Source organism: Sphingomonas phyllosphaerae FA2, assembly GCF_000427645.1.
In the GTDB taxonomy this organism is placed as follows: domain Bacteria; phylum Pseudomonadota; class Alphaproteobacteria; order Sphingomonadales; family Sphingomonadaceae; genus Sphingomonas; species Sphingomonas phyllosphaerae.
In genome coordinates this window covers 782,744-803,492 of sequence record NZ_KE386571.1, presented here as the reverse complement: position 1 = coordinate 803,492, position 20,749 = coordinate 782,744, and the positions used below count along the sequence as shown (strand labels likewise).

Sequence of the window (20,749 nt, the reverse complement as noted above, 5' to 3'; positions counted from 1 at the left end):
CTGGTACCGAAAACGGTTAAATCTTCCTTTATCTAACATTGCAGCCTTCGGCCTAACCGACGCCCGCCGCACAATCGCGCCGAATTCAGGGTTAAGACACGCCTGGTTGGCAGAATGCGGCGTCTCGTTTCGGCACAAGCGCCCCAACGACCGTGCGCGCAGGACAGGGCCGGAAATATTCCATTACTTTTCATGATCTGGACACAATCGAACCCTAGCGGCCGCCGCAGGAAGTCGACGGAAAGTGCCGCATCAGCCGGCACGCCGGCCGGGCATCTTCCCAATGGTTCATAAGGGGTTCTCATGCGTCGTTCGTCGAAATCGATCCTGCTCGCCGGCCTGTTTACCGGTGTCGCGCTCTCCGCCCTGCCCGCCGCCGCGCAGACCGGCAGCGCTGCGCCTGTAGCGAGCGAGGCGTCCCCGGATTCGGCCGACGCCGGGCTTGGCGACGTGGTGGTCACCGCGGAGCGTCGTACCGAGAACCTGCGCCGTGTGCCCGTGTCGGTGGCAGTGGTAAACGGCGACGACCTGCGCACCTTCCAGGCGGGCGGCGAGGACGCGCTGGCGCTCGCCGGCCGCGTGCCCGGCCTGTATGCCGAGACGACCACCGGCCGCATCTTCCCGCGCTTCTACATCCGTGGGCTCGGCAACATCGATTTCTATCTCGGCGCCTCGCAGCCGGTGTCGATCATCCAGGACGATGTCGTGCTCGAGCATGTCGTCCTGAAGTCGAACCCGGTCTATGACGTCGCCAATGTCGAGGTGCTGCGCGGGCCGCAGGGCTCGCTGTTCGGGCGTAACACCACCGCGGGTATCATCAAGTTCGACACGATCCGTCCCGGCCAGACCTGGACCAGCCGCTTCAACGCCTCCTATGGCTCGTACAACACCGTCACCTTCGATGGCGGCGTCGGCGGGCCGATCGTGCAGGACAAGATCGCGGTGCGGCTGTCGGGGCTTTACCAGCACCGCGACGACTGGATCGACAACAGCTACACCGGGGGCAGCCGCGACGGCACGCGTCCGGGCCGCGACGCGATGGGCGGCTTCGACGAGCGCGACGCACGCCTGCAGGTGCTGCTGACCCCGACCGAGACGCTGTCGGTCAACCTGTCCGGCCATGTCCGCTCCTATGAGGGCACGTCGACGGTGTTCCACCGCGGCGCGCTGATCAAGGGGCAGAACAACGTCAACCTCGAACCGCGCGACCGTGTTGCGCTCGACGAGGGCGCGAACAATCCGCAGGCGTACAAGACCTATGGCGGGTCGGTGAATGCGGCATGGGATTTCGGCGCGGCGACGCTGACCTCGATCACCGCCTATGAGACGACCTCGGGCTACAGCCGCGGCGACACCGACGGCGGCGCGGCGACCAACTTCGGCGGCAGCGGCTATGGCGAGAGCATGGGCCGGGTCCGCGACCTCGACCAGTGGACGCAGGAAGTGCGGCTGGCGAGCAACGGCGACGGGGCATTCAAGTGGCAGTTCGGCGGCTTCTATTTCGACAGCCGCGATGTCACCGAATTCTACCAGCGCGGCTATTTCCTGCTGCCGGGCGATGCGCAACGCAACGTCAACAACTGGGTGCGGTTGCGCAACGTCAACACCAGCTGGGCGGTATTCGGGCAGGCGAGCTATCGCCTTGCCGAGCGGCTGACGCTGACCGCCGGCGCGCGCTACACCGAGGATGACAAGGAGACGCGGCTGGTGCGCGCCGGGCGCAACGCCGCAGGCACGGTCGACACCTTCCCGGCAACTGCGCCGCGTGCGGTCAAGCTGAGCGGCAAGGAGCCGAGCTGGGATCTGTCGGCGCTGTACGAGATCGACCCGACCGCGAGCATCTATGCCCGTGTCGCGCGCGGCTTCCGCGGCCCGACCATCCAGGGCCGCTCGGCGGTGTTCAACACGCCGTTTTCGACCGCGAACAGCGAGACGATCATGTCGTACGAGGCGGGCGTGAAGACGCAGCCGACCTCGAAGCTGCGCCTCAACGCCACCGCCTTCACCTACCGGGTCAACGACATCCAGCTGAACGGCAACGACGCGAACGGCAACGGCACGCTGTTCAACGCCGATCACGCCAACGCTTACGGCGTCGAGGCGGAGATGGACTGGCGGCCGATCCGCAACATCACCTTCTCGCTGGGCGGCAGCGCGATCCACACCGAGATCAAGGACAAGAACGTCTTCGCGCAAGTGTGTCAGTTCGGTCGCGACCTGACGTGCACGGTGCTGAACCAGACCGTCCCCGCGACGATCTTCGGCCAGCCCGCTACGCTGGCGCGGATCGACGGCAACCCCCTGCCCAACGCACCGCGCTGGCAGGTCGATGCGGCGGTTCGTTACGACATTCCGCTGTCGGATCGCGGCAACTTCTTCGTGGCCAGCGATGTCAACATGCAGGGATATACGAACTTCGTCCTGTATAAAACCCGCGAATTCTACGCGAGCGACAATCTGGAACTGGGGCTCAAGGCCGGGTTCACCACCGCCGATGGCCGCTATGAGATCGCAGCATTCGCGCGCAACATCACCAACGAAAAGAACCTGAAGGGCGTGATCGAAAACTACAACGCCGCCGTGTTCAACGAGCCGCGGATCGTCGGCGTCTCGCTCAGCGGCAAGTTTGATTGAGGTGATACTTGGGGAGGCGTCAGCCTCTCCGACTTCTCCGTCATTCTCGCGCAGGAGAGAATCCAGACGCGCAGGTCTTCGCAAGACGCGAGACGTCCGAGGTTCTGGATTCCCGCCTGCGCGGGAATGACGAAGATCAATCGCGCTCAATCTCCTCGATCCAGCCCGGCAATTCGGCCAGCCGCGCCAGTTGGCGGAAGCGCGGGTGGTCGGTCGGGGCGGTCGCTACCTCGTGTGCCCATGCCAGCGGCTGCGGGATGTACGCGCCCCATGCGCCCGCCTCCAGCGCGGGCAGCACGTCCGAGCGCATCGAGTCGCCCGCCATCACCGCGCGATCGGGGGCGCAGCCATAACGATGGAAGACGCGCACGAACGTTTCCGCACGCTTGTCACTGACGATCTCGACCCCGGTGAACAATTGCCCGAGCCCGGAGGCGGCGAGCTTCACCTCCTGGTGGAACAAATCGCCCTTGGTCACCAACACTAGCCGGCCGATCCCCGCCAGCCGGTCGAGCGTCTCGCCGATCCCGTCGAGCAATTCGACCGGGTGCGCCAGCAATTCGCGCCCGATCGCGAGGATGCGGCGGACGCTCGCCGCAGGCAGATCGTCCCCAGCCAGTTCGAGCGCGGTTTCGATCATCGAAAGCGTAAAACTCTTCGCGCCATAGCCATAGTGCCGCAGATTGCGGATCTCGATCGCCTGCATTCGTTCGCGCGCCGCCGCATCGTCGGCATAAGGCGCGACCAGATCGGCGAACGCCTGCTCGGCCGCGGCGAAGAAGCGCATGTTGTGCCAGAGCGTGTCGTCGGCATCGAGACAGATGAGATCAATCGGCATGGCGGCGCTTCTACCGGCGTCAGAGTTCGCGCACCAGCCGCACGCCGAGCGTCGGACGGGCGCGATGGTGGCGGTGCTTCTCGACGCCGGCCGCAGCCTGCACGTTGACCTTGGCAGCCAGCCGTTGATGCAGTTGCGGCGCGACCCGCACCAGCCGTTCCCGCCCACCCGCGACGTTCAGCTCGACTCCCGCGATCGTGCCCGTCGCGACGTCGTAAAAGGTCGCATGGTTGAGCAGGAGCGCGTTGCGCCCGACCCGGCGCTTCAGCGCAATGTCGTCGACGCCGACCATGTTCATCATGCTCCACCGCGCATCGAAGCGATGCCCGGCCATGTAGAGCAGGGAGTTGCTGTAGCGCCCGGTCTCGCGGTCGTAGATGCCGAGATATTGCACGCCATGCGCGCTGCGTCCGTCAGCCGACGCGCCGAACGCCGCCTGCAGCCCGAGCTTGAACGCCTCCAGCTTCGCGCCGTTGAATGGCAGCTCGAACTCGATCGCCTTGCCGTCGGCGAAGGCATGTTCGACCTCCGGCGCCCACTCGGCGGCGCGCGGGCGGAATGGGGAGGTGGTCATCGCCAGCGCATTGACCTCCATCTCACCCTGCTGCGCGCCGAGCGGGCGCATCATGTCGAAGATCATCGGTTCCGGGATGACCGGATAGGCGGTCTGCGCCGCCGCGCCGTTCGCGGCGAGCAGCGTGGTGGCGAGCAGGATCGTGGCGGTGGCGATACGCATCGGAGGCTCCGCTGGGAGTGTGGCGCGCAGTCCTATCCGGGTGGCGCGACGCGAGCGTGGATGGTCGGTGACGATATGTTGCCGGTCCAATGGGTTGCCGACGCGAATGTTGCGAATGTTGAGACGCAGGCGGGGTGCGCGCGCGGGTCGCGGCGGGGCGACGGGGGCGTGGTGCGAGGGGACGATCTGGCATCGTTCGAAAGGTATCATGCGGCGGTCGGCGTAGGACAGACGGGCTGCTCCGTCGGTGATCGTGCGATCCGACCGCCACCCGGCCCGTCGCCACTGCGCAGGCAGGAGCCTATGGCTGTCGCGTCATGCGGGTCGGCTGACACAGGCGCGAGATAGGTGTGTCGGCCGCATCGACGCACGAGACAGACATGGGCCCCTGCCTGCGCAGGGGCGACGGTGGGGGTGGCCGGGTCGCGCCTTGGTCTTGAAGTGGTCGCGATCGTGCCATGTCGCGATGGGATGCCGATGCCTGGGCAGCGTTGGGGGACGTACGTGCGCAGGGCTTTGTGGATCATTTGCAGCGTAGCAGCGCTGCTGCTGACGGCCGCCATCTATCAGCGCTGCGCCGAACGGATCGACGCGCGCCACCATCCTGCGCCCGGTCGGATGATCCCGGTCGGTGACCATCGGCTGCACCTGTGGTGTGCCGGACAGGGATCCCCGACCGTTCTGCTGCTGTCGGGCGACGGTACGCCATCGGTGACGATGTACGCCGCGCAGCGCCGTGTCGCCGCCTATACGCGCGTCTGCAGCTACGACCGCGCCGGGCTGGGATGGAGCGATCCTGCGTCGCGGCCGATGGGACTCCGCGCGCAGGTCGACGATCTCGAGCGATTGCTTGCGCGCGGCGGTGTCGAAGGGCCGCTCGTGCTGGCGCCGGAATCGGGCGGCAACGTCATCGCCCTCGCCTTCTTCCGCCGCGCCCCGCGGCGGGTGGCGGGGATCGTGATGGTGGATGGGTCGGAGCCGGCATTATGGTTCCGGGGCAGTCCCGACGAATTCCCGCTGCTGCGGCTCACCGATCCGTTGTGGCAGGCCGGATGGCGGCTTGGCATCGTCCGGCTGATCCTGCCGTTTGCAGTGCCATCTTGGGTCGAGGCGCTGCCGCCCGATCTGCGCGGGCAGTTCGACGCAATCTGGTCGCGCGCGATGCCGGGCCAGGCGCGCGATCCGATCGATCGCTGGGAGCACACCCCGATCGCCGATCGGCTTGACGCAACCCTCGGGTTGCTGGGGGACCGACCGTTGATCGTCATCCGGCACGGCCTCGCCGGTGGCATGGGGGTGCCGGAAAAATACGAGCGGGAATGGCCCGCCGCGCAAGCGCGCCTCGCGTTGCTGTCGCGTGCCAGCGAAATCGTGGTGGCGACGGAAAATCATCGTCCGATCGCCGAGGAAAATCCGAAGCTGGTGAGCGAGCAGATCCGCAAGGTGGTGGCGCGGGTACGGGCCGGAAAATGGAAACGGCCACCGCCGGCAGGGCGGTGGCCGTCTTGTCGCTCATTCTCGGCCCTCCACGGGCGAGGCCCGTGTCGTCGGACGGCGCCGTAGCGCCGCCGGCCGGGCGAGGCTTGAGCGCGCGGGCAGCGTTGCTGCCCGCTTGCCGCCTCGCCTTACGCCGCCTTCGCGCGGCTGGCGCGCTTGCGCTCGTTCGGGTCGAGGAAGCGCTTGCGCAGCCGGATCGACTTCGGGGTCACTTCGACCATCTCGTCGTCGTCAATATACGCAATCGCCTGTTCCAGCGTCATCTTCTTCGGCGGGGTCAGGCGGATCGCATCGTCCTTGCCGCCGCTCGCGCGGAAGTTGGTCAGCTGCTTCGCCTTCATCGGATTGACCTCAAGGTCATCCGTCTTGGCGTTCTCGCCGATGATCATGCCCTCGTACAGCGCCTCGCCGTGGCCGACGAACAGGATGCCGCGATCCTCAAGCGGGCCGAGCGCATAGCCCTGTGCTTCGCCCGCGCCGTTCGAGATGAGGACGCCGTTCTTACGGCCCTCGATATTGCCCTTGTGCGGGCCGTACTTCTCGAACAACCGGTTCATGATGCCGGTGCCGCGCGTGTCCGACAGGAACTCGCCGTGATAGCCGATCATCCCGCGCGACGGCGCGGAGAAGGTGATGCGCGTCTTGCCGCCGGTCGACGGCCGCATGTCGGTCATCTCGGCTTTACGCAGGTTCATCTTCTCGACGACCGTGCCCGAATGCTCCTCATCGACGTCGATGATGACGGTTTCGTACGGCTCGGTCTTCTTGCCGTCCTCGTCCTCACCGAACAGCACGCGCGGACGGCTGATCCCCAGCTCGAAGCCCTCGCGGCGCATCGTCTCGATCAGCACGCCGAGCTGAAGCTCGCCGCGCCCGGCGACCTCGAAGCTGTCACGGTCGGCGGCCTCGGTCACCTTGATCGCGACGTTGGTCTCGGCTTCGCGCATCAGGCGGTCGCGGATCATGCGGCTCGTCACCTTGCTGCCCTCACGCCCCGCCATCGGCGAGTCGTTGACCGCGAAGCGCATCGACAGCGTCGGCGGATCGATCGGCTGCGCCTGGATCGGCACGCTGACGCTGGTGTCGCAGATCGTGTTGGCGACGGTCGCGACCGCGAGGCCGGCGAGCGAGATGATGTCGCCCGCGCGCGCCTCTTCGACCGGCACGCGCTCCAGCCCGCGGAAGCTCATCAGCTTCGACGCGCGGCCGGTTTCGATGACGTTGCCCTGATTGTCGAGCGCGTGGATCGGCTGGTTCAGCTTGACGACGCCAGACTGGACGCGTCCGGTGAGGATACGGCCAAGGAAGTTGTCGCGGTCCAGCAGCGTGACGAGAAACGTGAACGGCGCGTCCTGATCCAGCGCGGGCGGCGGAACATGATCGACGATCTTCTGGAACAGCGGGGTCAGCGTGCCCTCACGACGATCCATGTCGGTCGAGGCATAGCCGTTGCGGCCCGACGCGTAGAGGACCGGGAAGTCCAGCTGCTCGTCGGTCGCTTCCAGCGCGACGAACAGGTCGAACACTTCGTCGAGCACTTCCTGGATACGCGCGTCCGACCGGTCGACTTTGTTGACGACGACGATCGGGCGCAGCCCCAGCGCCAGCGCCTTGCCGGTGACGAACTTGGTCTGCGGCATCGCGCCCTCGGCGGCGTCGACCAGCAGGATCACGCCGTCGACCATCGAGAGGATCCGCTCCACCTCGCCGCCGAAGTCGGCGTGGCCCGGCGTATCGACGATGTTGATGCGCGTGCCTTCCCACTCGATCGAGGTCGGCTTGGCGAGAATGGTGATCCCGCGCTCCTTTTCGAGATCGTTCGAATCCATCGCGCGCTCCTCGACGCGCTGGTTGTCGCGGAACGTGCCGGACTGACGGAACAACTGATCGACGAGGGTGGTCTTGCCATGATCGACGTGCGCGATGATGGCGATATTGCGCAGGTTCATACGGGTTCCTGAGGGTGGCCCGCTTTGTCCGCAGGCAGTTTCGCCGCGGCGCATAGCGGAAAGTTCCGTCGGATGCCAGTGCCTCGACAGCGGTGTCGTGGCGTATTACATGAACAACACAGTTGAAAGCCGGCCGCGGACGAAGGACAATGCGCGCGCCGAGAGAGAAGGATGACGTGACGATGGCGACCGCTCCGAACGACGCGACCGAGCCGACGCTGGTGCTGACCCCGCCCGATCCGGTACCCGAGGTACGCGCCGAGAAGGCCGCCGGGCTGGTGCCGGTCGACGACAGCAAGCGCAGCGAGTTGGAGCGGCGCGTCGATGCGTTCGTCGAGCAATTGATCGCCGAAGATGTCAACTCGCCAGAATTCGGCAAGCGCGTCGATGCGATCACCGCGATGGGACAGAAGGAGATTCGCGACGCGGCCGGCCAGTCGAACCGCTTCCTCGATCGCCCGGTGCGCGCGATGGATCAGGAGGCCGGCGTCGGCAAGGACCTCGCCGAGCTGCGCCGCGTCGTCGAGGATCTCGATCCGGGCAAGCGCGGCAAGCTGACCGCGCCGCAGAAGCTGTTCGGGGTGATCCCGTTCGGCAACAAGGTCCGCAATTATTTCGACGGCTACAAATCGTCGCAGACGCATATCGCGTCGATCCTGAAGAGCCTGGGCAGCGGCAAGGACGAGCTGCTGATGGACAATGCCGCGATCGATACCGAACGCGCCAACCTGTGGACCGCGATGGGGCGGCTGGAGCAGATGATCCATCTGTCGCGCACGATGGACGCGCGGTTGGAGGACAAGGCCAACGAACTGGATCACACCGATCCTGCCAAGGCCAAGGCGATCCGTGAGAGCGCGCTGTTCTACGCGCGGCAGCGGACGCAGGACCTGCTGACGCAGATGGCGGTGACGGTGCAGGGCTATCTGGCGCTCGATCTGGTCAAAAAGAACAATGTCGAGCTGATCAAGGGCGTCGATCGCGCCAGCACCACGACGGTCGCGGCGCTGCGGACTGCGGTGACGGTGGCGCAGGCGCTGACCAACCAGAAACTGGTGCTGGAGCAGATCACGCAGCTCAATACCACCACCGCGGGACTGATCGATTCGACCGGCAATTTGCTGCGCCAGAACACCGCGCGCATTCATGAGCAGGCGGCGGCGTCGACGATCCCGCTGGAGACGCTGCAACGCGCGTTCCAGAACATCTATGACACGATGGACGCGATCGACACGTTCAAGCTGAAGGCGCTCGACACGATGAAGGTGACGGTCGACACGCTGGGCAACGAGGTGGATAAGTCGCGCGGCTATATCGCGCGCGCCGAGGGCGCGACGCAGAACCGCGTCGCCGGCGGGGCCGAGCAGTTCAAGCTGGAGTCGCTGTGACCGACGTGGACGACGCGGTGGCGGTTGCGCAGATCGCGCGCGAGCGGCGACGCGGCGGTGCGGTGATCCCGCTCCAGCGGCGGCCGCGAAGGGGGCGTGGCGGCCGTCGCAAGCGCGCGGCGGCTGTTGTGATCGGCTCGGGCGTGATCCTGACGGTCGCGATGCTGATGGGATTGGGCGCGTTCGGGATGGTCGCGGTCGCGGCGTTGATCGTGGCGCTGACGATGCTGGTGCTGTTCGCCCCCGCGACTCCGGTGCCGACACCCGAGCGGATCGTGAAATCGGAGGTGAAGGCGGTCCCCGCGCAGGCGGCGCGCTGGCTCGACGCGCGGCGCGCGGCGCTGCCCGCGCCGGCGCAAGGCGTGCTCCACCAGCTCGACGTGCGGCTCGACACGCTGGGCGTGCAGGTCGCCACACTCGACGAGGACAGCCCGCTGGCTGCGGAGCTGCGGCGGCTGGTCGGCGAGCAATTGCCGAGCTTCGTGGCCGATTATACGCGCGTGCCGCCAGCGATGCGCAACAGCCCGCGCAACGGTATGACCCCCGACCAGCAACTGGTCGAGGGGCTCGCCGTGATCGAGCGCGAACTGGGGGAGATCAGCGAGCGGCTGGCGCAGGGCGATCTCGATGCGTTGGAGACGAAGCGACGGTATTTGCAGGTGAAATACGAGGAGGGCGCGGCGTCGGGGGAGTGATGCCGGGTTCGTCGTCCCGGGCTTGGCCCGGCACCGCTTCTTTTGCCCGGCCGATGATTAGCGGGGCCCCGGATCAAGTCCGGGGCGACGACCGAGAGCGGTATGACATCGACCCGGTCCGTCATTGCGAGCGTAGCGAAGCAATCCAGGACATCCTGGTCCGGCTCTGGACTGCTTCGCTACGCTCGCAATGACGGCAGGGCGGTTCCGGTGGCGAGACCGCCCCCTTGATCCGGCTCCGAACGCCTGTATGGAGGGCGTTCCGGCCGATGGCAGACAGTCATCCCCGTCGGGCGCTTAGCTCAGCTGGTAGAGCGGCTCGTTTACACCGAGTAGGTCGGCGGTTCGAACCCGTCAGCGCCCACCATCTCCCTCACACGAACGGCAGCCGCGCCTCGGCCAGTGCCGCGACATAGCGGTGCATCGCGCCACGCGCCTCGTCCGTCAGCGCGACGAACGCGCGACGGCGATCCTCGGGATCGGGTGCACGGTCGAGCAGGCGGGCGGCGGTGAGCTTCCCGATCCAGCGCAGCGCTGTGGTCGGCGCGACGGCAGCGGCGATGCACAGGCTGGAGACCGAGACGCGCGCACCCTCAAGTTGCGCAGCGAACAGGTCGAGCAGCATGTCCCACGCCGGATCTTCGAACAGCCCATCGCCGAAGAACCGATCACGCAGACGCCGCGCGCGCAGCACGTCGCGCACCGCGCCCGCGGTGATGTCCGCGCTGGCGGGCGCGGGGGCGAAGGCGCGACGACGGTCTTCAGCACGGTCGCTGCCCTCACGCTCGGTAAAGCGCGTCAGCATCTCGGCGATGCGCGCCACCTCGGCACTGAGCCGCGCCAACCGCTCGCGCTCCTCGTCGGCGGCGCGCACCGCCCCGGGGCCGCGTGCGGCGGCGATCGCCAGCGCGCCGATCCATTCGGCCGGGCTCGGCGCGCAGAGCAATTGCACCTCGTCCGCCGCATCGCCGAGCGCCGCGATCACCAGATCGATCTGAGCGACGCTCATCGCGACGACGCAGCGCCACGCGCGCGCCTGCGCCAGCATTCCGGCGACCGCGACGACGTCGTGCGCCACCTCGTCGGGTGCGCCGTCGAGATCGAGCACCATCACCGGTGCCGGCTCGGGCAGCGTGGCGAGCACCGTCGTCGCCTGTTGCAGGGCGATCGGCGTGTCCAACTCACCGCCGATCAGCGCGATCGCCTCCTGCGCAGCCGCGCCGCCGACCGCGTCCATCGTTACGAGCACGAACGCCGTCATCCGCCCGCCGGCAAAACCGAACGGAGTCGCCACGGCTCAGTCCAGCGCCTTGACGATATCCTCGACCATCTTCTTCGCGTCGGCCAGTAGCATCATCGTATTGTCCCTGTAGAAAACGTCGTTGTCGACGCCGGCATAGCCGAGACCGCCCATCGAACGTTTCACGAACAACACCGTTTTGGCCTTTTCGACGTCGAGCACGGGCATCCCGTAGATCGGCGAGGTCTTGTCGGTCTTCGCCGCCGGGTTGGTGACGTCGTTCGCGCCGATGACGAAGGCGACGTCGGTCTGCGCGAATTCGGAGTTGATGTCCTCCAGCTCGAACACCTCGTCGTACGGCACGTTCGCTTCGGCCAGCAACACGTTCATATGGCCCGGCATTCGTCCCGCGACCGGGTGGATCGCATACTTGACGCGCACTCCCTGCGCCTTCAGCTTGTCGCCCATTTCGCGTAGCACGTGCTGCGCCTGTGCGACCGCCATGCCATAGCCGGGGACGATGATGACCTGTTCGGCCTGGCTCATCAGGAAGGCCGCATCCTCGGCCGAACCGCGCTTCCACGGTCGATCCGTTTTGGTGCCACCTGCCCCGCCGGCCGATGCCTCCGCGCCGAATCCGCCCGCGATCACGCTGATGAAGCTGCGGTTCATCGCGCGGCACATGATGTAGCTGAGGATCGCGCCCGAGGAGCCGACCAAAGCGCCGGTGATGATCATCGCGCTGTTGTGGAGCGTGAAGCCCATCGCCGCGGCGGCCCAGCCCGAATAGCTGTTGAGCATCGACACCACCACCGGCATGTCCGCGCCGCCGATGGGCACGATCAGCAGGAAGCCGATCGCGAACGACAGGATCGTGATCGTCCAGAATACCCACGGGCTCTGGTCGAGCGTAAAATAGCCGACCAGCGCGACGCTTGCGGCGAGCACGCCGAGGTTGATGACGTGGCGCGCGGGCAGCAGGATCGGCTTGCCGCCCATGTTGCCGTTGAGCTTGAGGAAGGCAATCACCGAGCCGGAGAAGGTGATTGCGCCGATCGCGACGCCCAGCCCCATTTCGACGCGGCTGACCGGGTTGATGAGCGCGACCGCGCCGTCCGGGGTCAGCAACGGGAGCGCGATCCCGAACGCGACCGGGTTGAGGTACGCGGCGGCGGCGACGAGCACCGCGGCCAGCCCGACGAGACTGTGGAAGGCCGCGACCAGCTGCGGCATTGCGGTCATCGCGATGCGGCGCGCGGTGGTCAGCCCGATGGCGGCGCCCAGCGCGATCGCGGCGACGATCTCGAACACCGCGACGGTGTCGATCGCTGACAACAACGCCGCATAGTCGGCGCCTTCGACCAGCACGGTAATCGTCGGGACATGCGTGACGAGCGTCGTGACGACCGCAATCGCCATGCCGATCATGCCGAAGCGATTGCCGCGCTGGCTGGTGGTCGGGCTCGACAGGCCGCGCAGCGCGAGGATGAAGCACACGCCCGCGACGAGGTACGCAAAGGCGACCCATGGATTGACGGCGTGTTGCACTAGGCTCTGCTCCCCCGACCTTGTCGCCCCTGCGCAGGCAGGGGCTTGTGACTATGGGGGTGCTGCTCCCCCGGGTACGTCGCCCCTGCGAAGGCAGGGGCCTATGTCTGTTTCGTCCATCGAGCGGTTTGACACAGGGATCTCGTATCTGTGTCAGACCTTGTTCTTCCACTCTACAGTCATGGGCCCCTGCCTTCGCAGGGGCGACGGCGTTTAGGCGACGGTCACTTCGCCGCCGGCCGCTCCTTCTTCTTGTACATCGCGAGCATCCGCTGCGTGACCGCGAAGCCGCCGAAGATGTTGATGCTCGCCAGCACCACCGCCAGCAGCCCCAGCCACTTGCCGCCGAGGCTCCCCGCCGCCGCACTGGCGATCAGCGCGCCGACAATGATGACGCTGGAGATCGCGTTCGTCACCGCCATCAGCGGCGTGTGCAGTGCCGGCGTGACCGACCAGACGACGTAATAGCCGACAAAACACGCGAGTACGAAGATCGACAGGATCGCGATGAAGTCCATGCTGGCCCCTTTCGTTCAGCGCGGCGCCGCGGCCGTTCGGTCGCGCAATGCCACCATCTCAGCGAAGATCCGGTCGCCCTCGGTGAAGATTTCGGTGCGGTCGCGCTTCGCCTCGGCGGCGACTTGCCGAGCGGCCTCGCGCTCGGCGCGACGACGCTGGGCAACCGTCCGCCCGGTCGGCGCGGGACGCGGGGTGGCGGTCGGCTGACAGTCATAGACGGTCTTGCGATCGTGCTTCTGGCGATCCGCCACCGCGCGCGCATAGACGCTCGCCAGCTTCGTCCCCTGCAACGACTGGACGAAGGCGGCGTCACGCGCGGCATTCTGCGCACGATAGGCATCGATCGTCGCCGCGTCGCAATGCGGCACGACGAACATCTGGTAGCGATCGACGAGATCGTAGAAGGTCTGGCGATCGGCCTTGTCGGGCGATTGCGCTGCGGCAGTGGTCGCCAACAGCAGTCCGAACAGCGCGCCCCAGCCCCGCCTCACGACAGCAGCCGCGCGTTGACGACCTTCCCGTCCTTCGTCAGCCGGATCGCGTCGCCGATCTCGTCATCGAGCACCGGCCGCCCCTGTTCCTTGTCCCAGAAGGTCGAGAGGAAATTGTAGAGATTGCGCGAGAACAGCGCCGAGGCATCGGCGGGCAGCCGGCCCGCGACGTTGCGATGCCCGACGATCTTCACGCCGTGCCGCTCGACCACCTCGCCCGCGACCGCGCCCTCGACGTTGCCGCCCTGCTCGACCGCGAGGTCGACGACCACCGAACCGGGGCGCATCGACGCGAGCTGCGCGTCGCTGACCAGCCGCGGCGCGGCGCGGCCGGGGATCAGCGCGGTGGTGATGACGATATCCTGCTTGGCGATGTGCGAAGAGACAAGCTCGGCCTGTGCCGCCTGATATTCTGGCGACATCTCGCCGGCATAGCCGCCGGAGCCCTCACCCTCGATCCCGGCGACATTCTCGACGAAGATCGGCTTGGCGCCGAGCGACTGGATCTGCTCCTTCGTGGCGGAACGCACGTCCGTGGCTGATACCTGCGCGCCGAGCCGCCGGGCGGTGGCGATCGCCTGAAGACCCGCCACGCCGACGCCCATCACGAACACGCGCGCGGCGCTGACCGTGCCCGCCGCGGTCATCATCATCGGGAACGCGCGGCCATATTCGGCGGCGGCGTCGAGCACCGCCTTGTAACCGGCGAGGTTCGACTGCGACGACAGGATGTCCATCGACTGCGCGCGCGTGATGCGTGGCATGAACTCCATCGCCAACGCCTCTAGCCCGGCGGCGGCATAGCCATCGACCCGCGCGCGTTCCCCGAACGGGTTGAGCCCCGCGACGACCCATGCGCCCGGCGCGACTCCGGCGAGCGACGCCGGGTCCGCGCCCTGCACCCCCAGCACGATATCGGCCCCCGCCAGCGTCGCGGCGCGGTCGCCGATCGTCGCCCCGGCGGCGGCGTAATCGGCATCGGCGAAGGACGCCGCTGCACCGGCACCAGCCTCGACGGCCAGCGTCGCGCCCAGCGCGGCGAACTTCTTCACCGTTTCCGGCGTGGCGGCGACGCGGCGCTCGCCGGCTGCCTGTTCCCGAACGACCGCGATCTTCACCGCGCGACTACGAGATGAGCCAGATGACGAGGAACGCGAGCAGGAAACAGGCGACTGCGCCATATTTGAGCATGCCGATCATGCTCGTATACGTTGCCTCATGTGCCTTCAGATCGGCAGGTTCGGCCATGATGATCCTCTTCCCCTTGAACGGTTGCTGTGACCGTAGTTAAGCAATCAGCAACAGGCAATATGGTGATAGCCGCATGACAGTTCGGTTTAAGCCCCCCTTTACTCAAGGGCGCTAGGGCAGCATCGGACGAAACATGGGGCCTGGCCACAACATGACGCGCAACGGACAACGTCTGCTGATGCTGATCGACGCCGAAGCCGCGCAACGGCGCGTCGTGGCGACGATCGCGGCGCGTGGCGGCTGGCGGACGATCATGGCCGAGGACGCCGGCAGCGCGCTGGCCACGCTGGCCACCGAAGACGGGATGCAGCTGGACGCGATCCTGCTCCACCATGCCGAGGCCGATATCGAACCCGCGCCGGTGATCGCGCAGCTGCGCGCCTATCGCCCGCAATTGCCGATCCTGTTGCTGACCGCGCATGCCTCGGTTGCCAGCGCCGTCGAGGCGATGCGCGCGGGGGCGACCGATTATCTCAGCAAGCCGCTGGCCCCCGAACGACTGCTCCACGCGCTCGAGGCGGCGGTCGGGGCGACCGCCGGGGGCGAATTGCGTCCGCTGACCGAGAAGATCCCGGCGATGCTCGGCTTCGACGAGATCGTCGGCACCGCGCCCGAGTTTCGCGCTGCCCTGTCGATCGCGGCCAAGGCGGCGCGCGCGCGCGTCGCGGTGCTGATCGAGGGTGAGAGCGGGGTCGGCAAGGAAGTGGTCGCCGAGGCGATCCACGCCGCCTCGCCGCGCAACGCGCTGGAGCGCGTCACGGTCAATTGCAGCTCGGTGCCGGCCAATACGATCGCCAGCGAATTGTTCGGGCACGAGCCGGGCGCATTCGCGGGCGCGTTCGAGCGGCGGCAGGGCCGCTTCGTCGCCGCGCATGGCGGCACGCTGTTCCTCGACGAGGTCGATTGCCTGCCGCTCGACGCGCAGGCGTTGCTGATGCGCGTGCTCCAGAGTGGCGAGGTGGTGCCGCTAGGCGCGCGGCATGCGCAGGCGGTCGACGTGCGCGTGATCGCGGCCACCAACAAGAAACTGGCCGACGAAGTGGCGGCGGGGCGCTTCCGCGAGGACCTGTTCTTCCGGCTGAACGCGGTCACCGTGCCGATCCCGCCGCTGCGCGAGCGCGCCAGCGACATTCCGGCGCTCGCCCGTCATCTGCTCGAGCGGATCGCGCGCCAGCCGGGGCTGCGCCACCTCAACATCACCGACGACGCGCTGACCTTGCTGATGCTCTACGACTGGCCGGGCAACGTCCGCCAGTTGCAGAACGCGCTGTTCCGTGCGGCGGTGCTGTGCGAGGGCGATACGCTCACCCGCGCCGACTTCCCGCAGATCGCGGCGCTGGGCAGCCGCCCTGCCCCGCGTGTTCGCGGCGAGATGCCGGGCGTCGCGCTGTTCGGCGCCGACGGCCACATGCGTCCGCTGGAGGAGATCGAATCGGACATCATCCGGCTGGCGATCGCGCATTATCGCGGTCGCATGACCGAGGTCGCGCGGCGGCTGGGGATCGGTCGTTCGACGCTGTACCGCAAGCTCAACGAGCTGGGGATCGACACCGCCGCCTGACGACGGCACGGTTGCGGGCATGACAATGCCCAATGCCGCTTATTCTTTCGCCGGACGCGCGTACCTCGTGACCGGCGCTGCCTCCGGCATCGGCCTTGCCTGTGCGCAGCATCTCGCCGCGGGCGGTGCGACGCGGCTGGTGGTCGCCGATCGCGATGCCGAAGCGCTGGCGCATATCGACCTCGGCTGCACGCTCGACCTGCTGCCCGGCGACGTCACGGACGAAGCCTTCTGGGACGAGGCGGCAGCAGTGCTGACCGGGATCGACGGCGCGGTGGTCAACGCCGGGGTCGCGGGGGCTGGTGCGATTTCCGCCCTGTCGTTCGCCGAGTGGCGGCGGATCATGTCGGTCAATCTCGACGGCGCGTTCCTGACGCTGCGCGCCGTGATGCGCGCGATGGAGGGGCGCAGCGGCGCGATCGTCGCGGTCGCGTCGGCGGCGGGGATCAAGGCCGAGCCGGGCGTCGCGGCCTATGGCGCGTCGAAGGCCGGCCTGATCCAGCTCGTCAAGGTCGCGGCCAAGGAAGGCGCGGCGCAACGGTTGCGCGTGAACGCGATCGCCCCGGCGGGGGTCGAGACGCCGGTATGGGACGCGGTGCCGATGTTCGCCGACCGCGCCGCCGCGATCGGGCGCGAGGCGGCGTTCGCGGAGCTGGCGGCACTGGCCACGCCGCTCGGGCGCTATGCGAAGCCGGAGGAAGTGGCGGCGCAGGTCGGGTTTCTACTGTCCGACGCGGCGGCGCTGATGACCGGGACGGTGCTGGTCAGCGACGGCGGGTATTTGCTCTGAGCGCCCCGTCATTGCGAGCGTAGCGAAGCAATCCAGGGTTGGATCAGGACACCCTGGATTGCTTCGCTACGCTCGCAATGACGATGGTCTGTTCACCCGGATGTCATCGACAAGCGCGGGCAAGTGTCACCACAGCACGCCGGTCTTGTCGGGCACCATCGGCTCGGGGGCTTCGTCGCCGATCGCTTGCAGCAGGTCGATCTCGATCGTGCGGCACATCGCGTTGAGCGGCAGGTCATGGACGGTGTTTGCGAATGGGTCGACCAGATCGTCGCCAATCGCCAGCACCGCCAGGAACATCAGCCCCGCCACCGTCGAGCCAAGCGGCGTCGCGAAGCCAAGCGTCTCGACCAGCCCGATCGGCAGCAGGATGCAGAACAGATGGGTGAAGATCGTCGGGAAGAAGCGATATTGGTTGGGTAGCGGCGTGTTCTTCAGTCGCTCCATCCCGCCCTGCGCATTGGCGATATCGATCAGCACGCTTTCCATCGACGTCTGCTGGATGGTGTCGATCCAGCCCTTCTCACGCGCCTCGTTGATGCGGCGGCCGGTGCCGTCGACGATGCCGTTGGCGGTGTTGGTGCGCGAGAGCGCGAAGTCCGCCTCGCCGCGCGACAGGAAACGCAGTACTTCGTCGTCGACCTTCTGCTTGCGCAACTGGCAGCGCAGCGCATTCACATAGGCGATCTGGCGCAACACGATCGTTCGCTTCATGTCGCGCGCGTCGGGATCGGGCAGGAAGTTACGGGCGGCACGCGCAAGATTGCGGCTGGCGTTGATCATCAGCCCCCACAACGACCGCCCTTCCCACCAGCGCTGGTAGGCGGAATTGCTGCGAAAGCCGAGGAACAACGCGAGTGCCGAGCCGAAGAGCGTCAAAGGCAGTTCGGGTGCATGGAAAGGCAGGACGTAATACGTGATCGTGACGATCACATCCCAGACGAACAGGATCACGAGTGGCTTCCAGACCTCGCGAACGATCTGGGTGAGACGGGGTACGGCAGTAACGATCATGCCCGGCTAACGCACATCAGACCGATCCGTGCCAGTTTCATTTCATTGCCGTCATGAGGTGGCCGACAGCGCCCGATCGCGCAGCCCCCGCCAAACCCGCAGCGCTTGCACGGTCTCGGCGACGTCATGCACCCGCAGCAGCTGCACCCCCGCCTGCGCCCCCGCGAGCGCCAGCGCGACCGACCCGCCAAGCCGCGCCGCAACCGGCGCTTCATTGTCGAGCGCGCCGATCAGCCGCTTGCGGCTCGCGCCGAGCATGATCGGGCAACCGAGCCCATGGAACAGCGCCAGCCCGTTGAGCAGCGCGAGATTGTCAGCGAGCGACTTGCCGAAACCGATCCCGGGATCGACCATAATCCGGGCACGGTCGACACCGCCCGCGACCACCGCGTCGACGCGCGCCTCCAGCCAGTCGAACACCTCGGTCACGACATCGCGATAGGTCGGGCGACCATGGCCGCCCGCCTTGGGATCGGGCGAATGCATCAGGATCACAGGCGCACCACTGCGCGCGACGATCTCCAGCGCGCGCTCGTCCCACAACAGGGCCGAGACGTCGTTGACGATCGACGCGCCCGACGCCAACGCCGCATCGATCACCGCCGCCTTGCGCGTATCGACCGAGACGAGTGCTCCGGCGCGAGCCAGCCGCTCGACGACCGGCGCGACGCGGCGCGCCTCATCCTCTTCCCACACCAGCGCGGCGCCGGGGCGAGTCGATTCGCCGCCGACGTCGATCACCGCCGCGCCCGCCGCGGCCATCGCCATCCCGGCGGACGCCGCGCCGGCGGGGTCGTCGACATGCGCGCCGCCGTCGGAGAAACTGTCGGGGGTGACGTTGAGGATCGCGGCGACCTGCGGCTGGTCGAAGCGAAGCGTGCGCTCGCCGAGCACCCACGGCGCGCGCGGCGCGGTGATGCGCGCGTGGAGCGTGGCGGCGCGCTCGCCGAGCTTCGCAATGTCGGCGACGGGAACGATGCGGCGGGTGGTCGGCTCGATCACCTCGTACGCGGCGAACCATTGCAGCCCGCCGGCGAGCCGCGCGACATGGCCATCCGGGTAGGCGAAGGGCGCGTCGGTGAAGTGGGTCGGCCGGAGGTGGAGCGTCATGCACTTGCGGTAGCGGGTTCACCCGTGCAGCGGAACCCGCCCGCCCTTTTAACCGTCGCCCCCTGCGTAGGCAGGGGCCTATGTCTGTGTAGTCTGTCGTGACCGCCGGACACACGACCGACGCCTATGTGTCCACGTCATCCGCATACGAGACAGACATGGGCCCCTGCCTGCGCAGGGGCGACGGCGTTCAGGGAAGCGTTCCGAGCAGCGACATCGAGGGCAGCGCGTCCAGCAGCGTTCGCCCGCGCCACACCTGACACACCACCGTCGCCCCTGCGCAGGGGTGACGGATTACGGCTGGGTCGCGAGTAGATACGTCTGGCGCAGCGCGTCGATCGGCTTGAGCGCGCCCTCGGCCTCGTAATGCCAGAACGTCCAGCCGTTGCACGCCGGCGCCCCCTGCACCGTCGAGCCGACCTTGTGGATCGAACCATTTGCACCGCAGGGCGACGACAAAGAGCCGTCGGCGCGGACCATCGCCTGCCAGCGGCGCTTGGTGTCGACCAGCATCGTGCCGGGCGCGAGATAGCCGTTCTCGACCAGCACCCCGAACGCGACCTTCGGCTGCGACTTCGGGCTCTGCATCGTCGCCAGCGCCGATTCGTCGAGCGGCAGCGCCGCGGCGATCCGCTCCTCGGCAGCGGTGATATAATCGCCCTCGCGCTCGATCCCCATCCAGCGGCGGCCGAGCCGCTTGGCGACCGCGCCGGTCGTGCCGGTGCCGAAGAACGGATCGAGCACCACATCGCCCGGCTTCGTGCAGGCGAGCAGGATGCGGTAGAGCAGCGCCTCGGGCTTCTGGGTCGGGTGGACCTTCACCCCGTCCTTCTTCAACCGCTCGCCCCCGCCGCAGATCGGGAATTCCCAGTCCGAGCGCATCTGAAGCTCGTCGTTGAGAGTCTTCATGCTGCGGTAGTTGAAGGTATATTTCGCCTTCTCGCCCTTCGACGCCCAGATCAGCGTCTCGTGCGCATTGGTGAAGCGGGTGCCGCGAAAGTTCGGCATCGGATTGGCCTTGCGCCACACGATGTCGTTGAGGATCCAGTAGCCAAGATCCTGCACCGCCGCGCCGACGCGGAAAATGTTGTGGTAGCTGCCGATCACCCAGATCGTGCCGTCATCCTTGAGGATGCGATGCGCCTCTGCCAGCCACGCGCGGGTGAAGGCGTCATAGTGAGCGAAGGTGTCGAATTTGTCCCACTCGTCAGTGACCGCGTCGACATGGCTGCCGTCGGGGCGGAACAGCTCGCCGCCGAGCTGGAGATTGTACGGCGGGTCGGCGAAGATCATGTCGACCGACTTCGCGGGCAGCGCCTTCATCTGCGCGATGCAGTCGCCGCGCAGGATCTGGTCGAGCGGCAGCACCACCGGCACTTCCGCCGCGGTGGCGCGCCGCCCGCGCGCGACCTTTTCCATGACCCCCATCGAATTCTTGCTCCCCGTCTGCGAGCCCCAAAAGGGCGGGAAAGCGCGAGTCCGTCAAGA

18 protein-coding genes and 1 tRNA gene are annotated in these 20,749 nt (G+C 67.3%); 7 read left to right on the top strand and 12 right to left on the bottom strand.

What is annotated here, in order from left to right; translation table 11 throughout:
* The first annotated feature begins 303 nt into the window (after positions 1-303).
* A complete protein-coding gene (locus SPHPH_RS0104235; RefSeq protein WP_028965565.1) occupies positions 304-2,634 on the top strand; it encodes a TonB-dependent receptor in 2,331 nt (776 codons plus the stop codon).
* 136 nt (positions 2,635-2,770) lie between these two features.
* Here the strand turns inward: SPHPH_RS0104235 and SPHPH_RS0104230 are convergent, their stop codons facing one another.
* Together SPHPH_RS0104230 and SPHPH_RS0104225 are read right to left on the bottom strand one after the other, a co-directional pair.
* Positions 2,771-3,472, bottom strand: coding sequence for an HAD family hydrolase (locus SPHPH_RS0104230; protein WP_028965564.1), 702 nt, complete (start codon positions 3,470-3,472; stop codon positions 2,771-2,773).
* 19 nt (positions 3,473-3,491) lie between these two features.
* On the bottom strand, positions 3,492-4,208 hold the full coding sequence (locus SPHPH_RS0104225; RefSeq protein ID WP_028965563.1) for a hypothetical protein: 717 nt from the start codon (positions 4,206-4,208) through the stop codon (positions 3,492-3,494).
* Positions 4,209-4,712: 504 nt separating this feature from the next.
* Between SPHPH_RS0104225 and SPHPH_RS20395 the strand changes: the two genes are divergently transcribed.
* Positions 4,713-5,771, top strand: a complete 1,059-nt coding sequence (locus tag SPHPH_RS20395) for an alpha/beta fold hydrolase (RefSeq protein WP_156025823.1) — start codon at positions 4,713-4,715, stop codon at positions 5,769-5,771.
* Positions 5,772-5,833: 62 nt separating this feature from the next.
* Here SPHPH_RS20395 and typA read toward each other — a convergent pair whose 3' ends face one another.
* Complete coding sequence (gene typA, locus SPHPH_RS0104215; protein ID WP_028965562.1) at positions 5,834-7,654, bottom strand: translational GTPase TypA; 1,821 nt, start codon at positions 7,652-7,654, stop codon at positions 5,834-5,836.
* A 182-nt stretch (positions 7,655-7,836) separates the two neighbouring features.
* Here typA and SPHPH_RS0104210 point away from each other — a divergent pair, with 182 nt between their 5' ends.
* The 3 genes from SPHPH_RS0104210 to SPHPH_RS0104200 all read left to right on the top strand — a co-directional run bounded on the left by SPHPH_RS0104210 (position 7,837) and on the right by SPHPH_RS0104200 (position 10,104).
* Positions 7,837-9,042 carry a toxic anion resistance protein gene (locus SPHPH_RS0104210; RefSeq protein WP_028965561.1) on the top strand — a complete coding sequence of 402 codons (1,206 nt, stop codon included), beginning with the start codon at positions 7,837-7,839 and terminating at the stop codon, positions 9,040-9,042.
* Positions 9,039-9,737 carry a hypothetical protein gene (locus SPHPH_RS0104205; RefSeq protein WP_037488080.1) on the top strand — a complete coding sequence of 233 codons (699 nt, stop codon included), beginning with the start codon at positions 9,039-9,041 and terminating at the stop codon, positions 9,735-9,737. Before SPHPH_RS0104210 ends, SPHPH_RS0104205 begins: the two co-directional genes overlap by 4 nt.
* Positions 9,738-10,028: 291 nt before the next feature.
* A tRNA-Val gene (locus tag SPHPH_RS0104200) sits at positions 10,029-10,104 on the top strand.
* Between the two features lie 6 nt (positions 10,105-10,110).
* On the opposite strand, the gene SPHPH_RS18895 is transcribed toward SPHPH_RS0104200, so the two are convergent.
* The 6 genes from SPHPH_RS18895 to SPHPH_RS20675 form a co-directional block, all read right to left on the bottom strand.
* Positions 10,111-11,031 carry a winged helix DNA-binding protein gene (locus tag SPHPH_RS18895; RefSeq protein ID WP_051272824.1) on the bottom strand — a complete coding sequence of 307 codons (921 nt, stop codon included), beginning with the start codon at positions 11,029-11,031 and terminating at the stop codon, positions 10,111-10,113.
* A 3-nt stretch (positions 11,032-11,034) separates the two neighbouring features.
* Positions 11,035-12,525 (bottom strand): NAD(P)(+) transhydrogenase (Re/Si-specific) subunit beta, encoded by a 1,491-nt coding sequence (locus SPHPH_RS0104190; RefSeq protein WP_028965559.1) that lies wholly within the window; start codon positions 12,523-12,525, stop codon positions 11,035-11,037.
* Positions 12,526-12,749: 224 nt separating this feature from the next.
* Positions 12,750-13,043 carry an NAD(P) transhydrogenase subunit alpha part 2 gene (locus SPHPH_RS0104185; protein WP_028965558.1) on the bottom strand — a complete coding sequence of 98 codons (294 nt, stop codon included), beginning with the start codon at positions 13,041-13,043 and terminating at the stop codon, positions 12,750-12,752.
* A 15-nt stretch (positions 13,044-13,058) separates the two neighbouring features.
* Positions 13,059-13,535, bottom strand: coding sequence for a hypothetical protein (locus tag SPHPH_RS0104180; RefSeq protein WP_028965557.1), 477 nt, complete (start codon positions 13,533-13,535; stop codon positions 13,059-13,061).
* Positions 13,532-14,653, bottom strand: a complete 1,122-nt coding sequence (locus tag SPHPH_RS0104175; protein ID WP_028965556.1) for an NAD(P) transhydrogenase subunit alpha — start codon at positions 14,651-14,653, stop codon at positions 13,532-13,534. The genes SPHPH_RS0104180 and SPHPH_RS0104175 overlap by 4 nt, the downstream gene beginning before the upstream one ends.
* A gap of 7 nt (positions 14,654-14,660) precedes the next feature.
* Positions 14,661-14,783 carry an aa3-type cytochrome c oxidase subunit IV gene (locus SPHPH_RS20675; RefSeq protein ID WP_081668495.1) on the bottom strand — a complete coding sequence of 41 codons (123 nt, stop codon included), beginning with the start codon at positions 14,781-14,783 and terminating at the stop codon, positions 14,661-14,663.
* A gap of 154 nt (positions 14,784-14,937) precedes the next feature.
* On the opposite strand from SPHPH_RS20675, the gene SPHPH_RS0104165 reads away from it, so the two are divergent.
* Both SPHPH_RS0104165 and SPHPH_RS0104160 read left to right on the top strand, forming a co-directional pair.
* Complete coding sequence (locus SPHPH_RS0104165) at positions 14,938-16,347, top strand: sigma-54-dependent transcriptional regulator (protein ID WP_028965554.1); 1,410 nt, start codon at positions 14,938-14,940, stop codon at positions 16,345-16,347.
* A 19-nt stretch (positions 16,348-16,366) separates the two neighbouring features.
* Entirely contained in the window at positions 16,367-17,137 is a 771-nt protein-coding gene (locus SPHPH_RS0104160; RefSeq protein ID WP_238302880.1) for an SDR family NAD(P)-dependent oxidoreductase, read from the top strand.
* Between the two features lie 126 nt (positions 17,138-17,263).
* Here the strand turns inward: SPHPH_RS0104160 and SPHPH_RS0104155 are convergent, their stop codons facing one another.
* The 3 genes from SPHPH_RS0104155 to SPHPH_RS0104145 form a co-directional block, all read right to left on the bottom strand.
* Positions 17,264-18,151 carry a bestrophin family protein gene (locus tag SPHPH_RS0104155; RefSeq protein WP_028965552.1) on the bottom strand — a complete coding sequence of 296 codons (888 nt, stop codon included), beginning with the start codon at positions 18,149-18,151 and terminating at the stop codon, positions 17,264-17,266.
* Positions 18,152-18,202: 51 nt separating this feature from the next.
* A complete protein-coding gene (folP, locus tag SPHPH_RS0104150; RefSeq protein WP_028965551.1) occupies positions 18,203-19,261 on the bottom strand; it encodes a dihydropteroate synthase in 1,059 nt (352 codons plus the stop codon).
* Positions 19,262-19,555: 294 nt separating this feature from the next.
* On the bottom strand, positions 19,556-20,689 hold the full coding sequence (locus SPHPH_RS0104145) for a site-specific DNA-methyltransferase (protein ID WP_028965550.1): 1,134 nt from the start codon (positions 20,687-20,689) through the stop codon (positions 19,556-19,558).
* Positions 20,690-20,749: the final 60 nt, after the last annotated feature.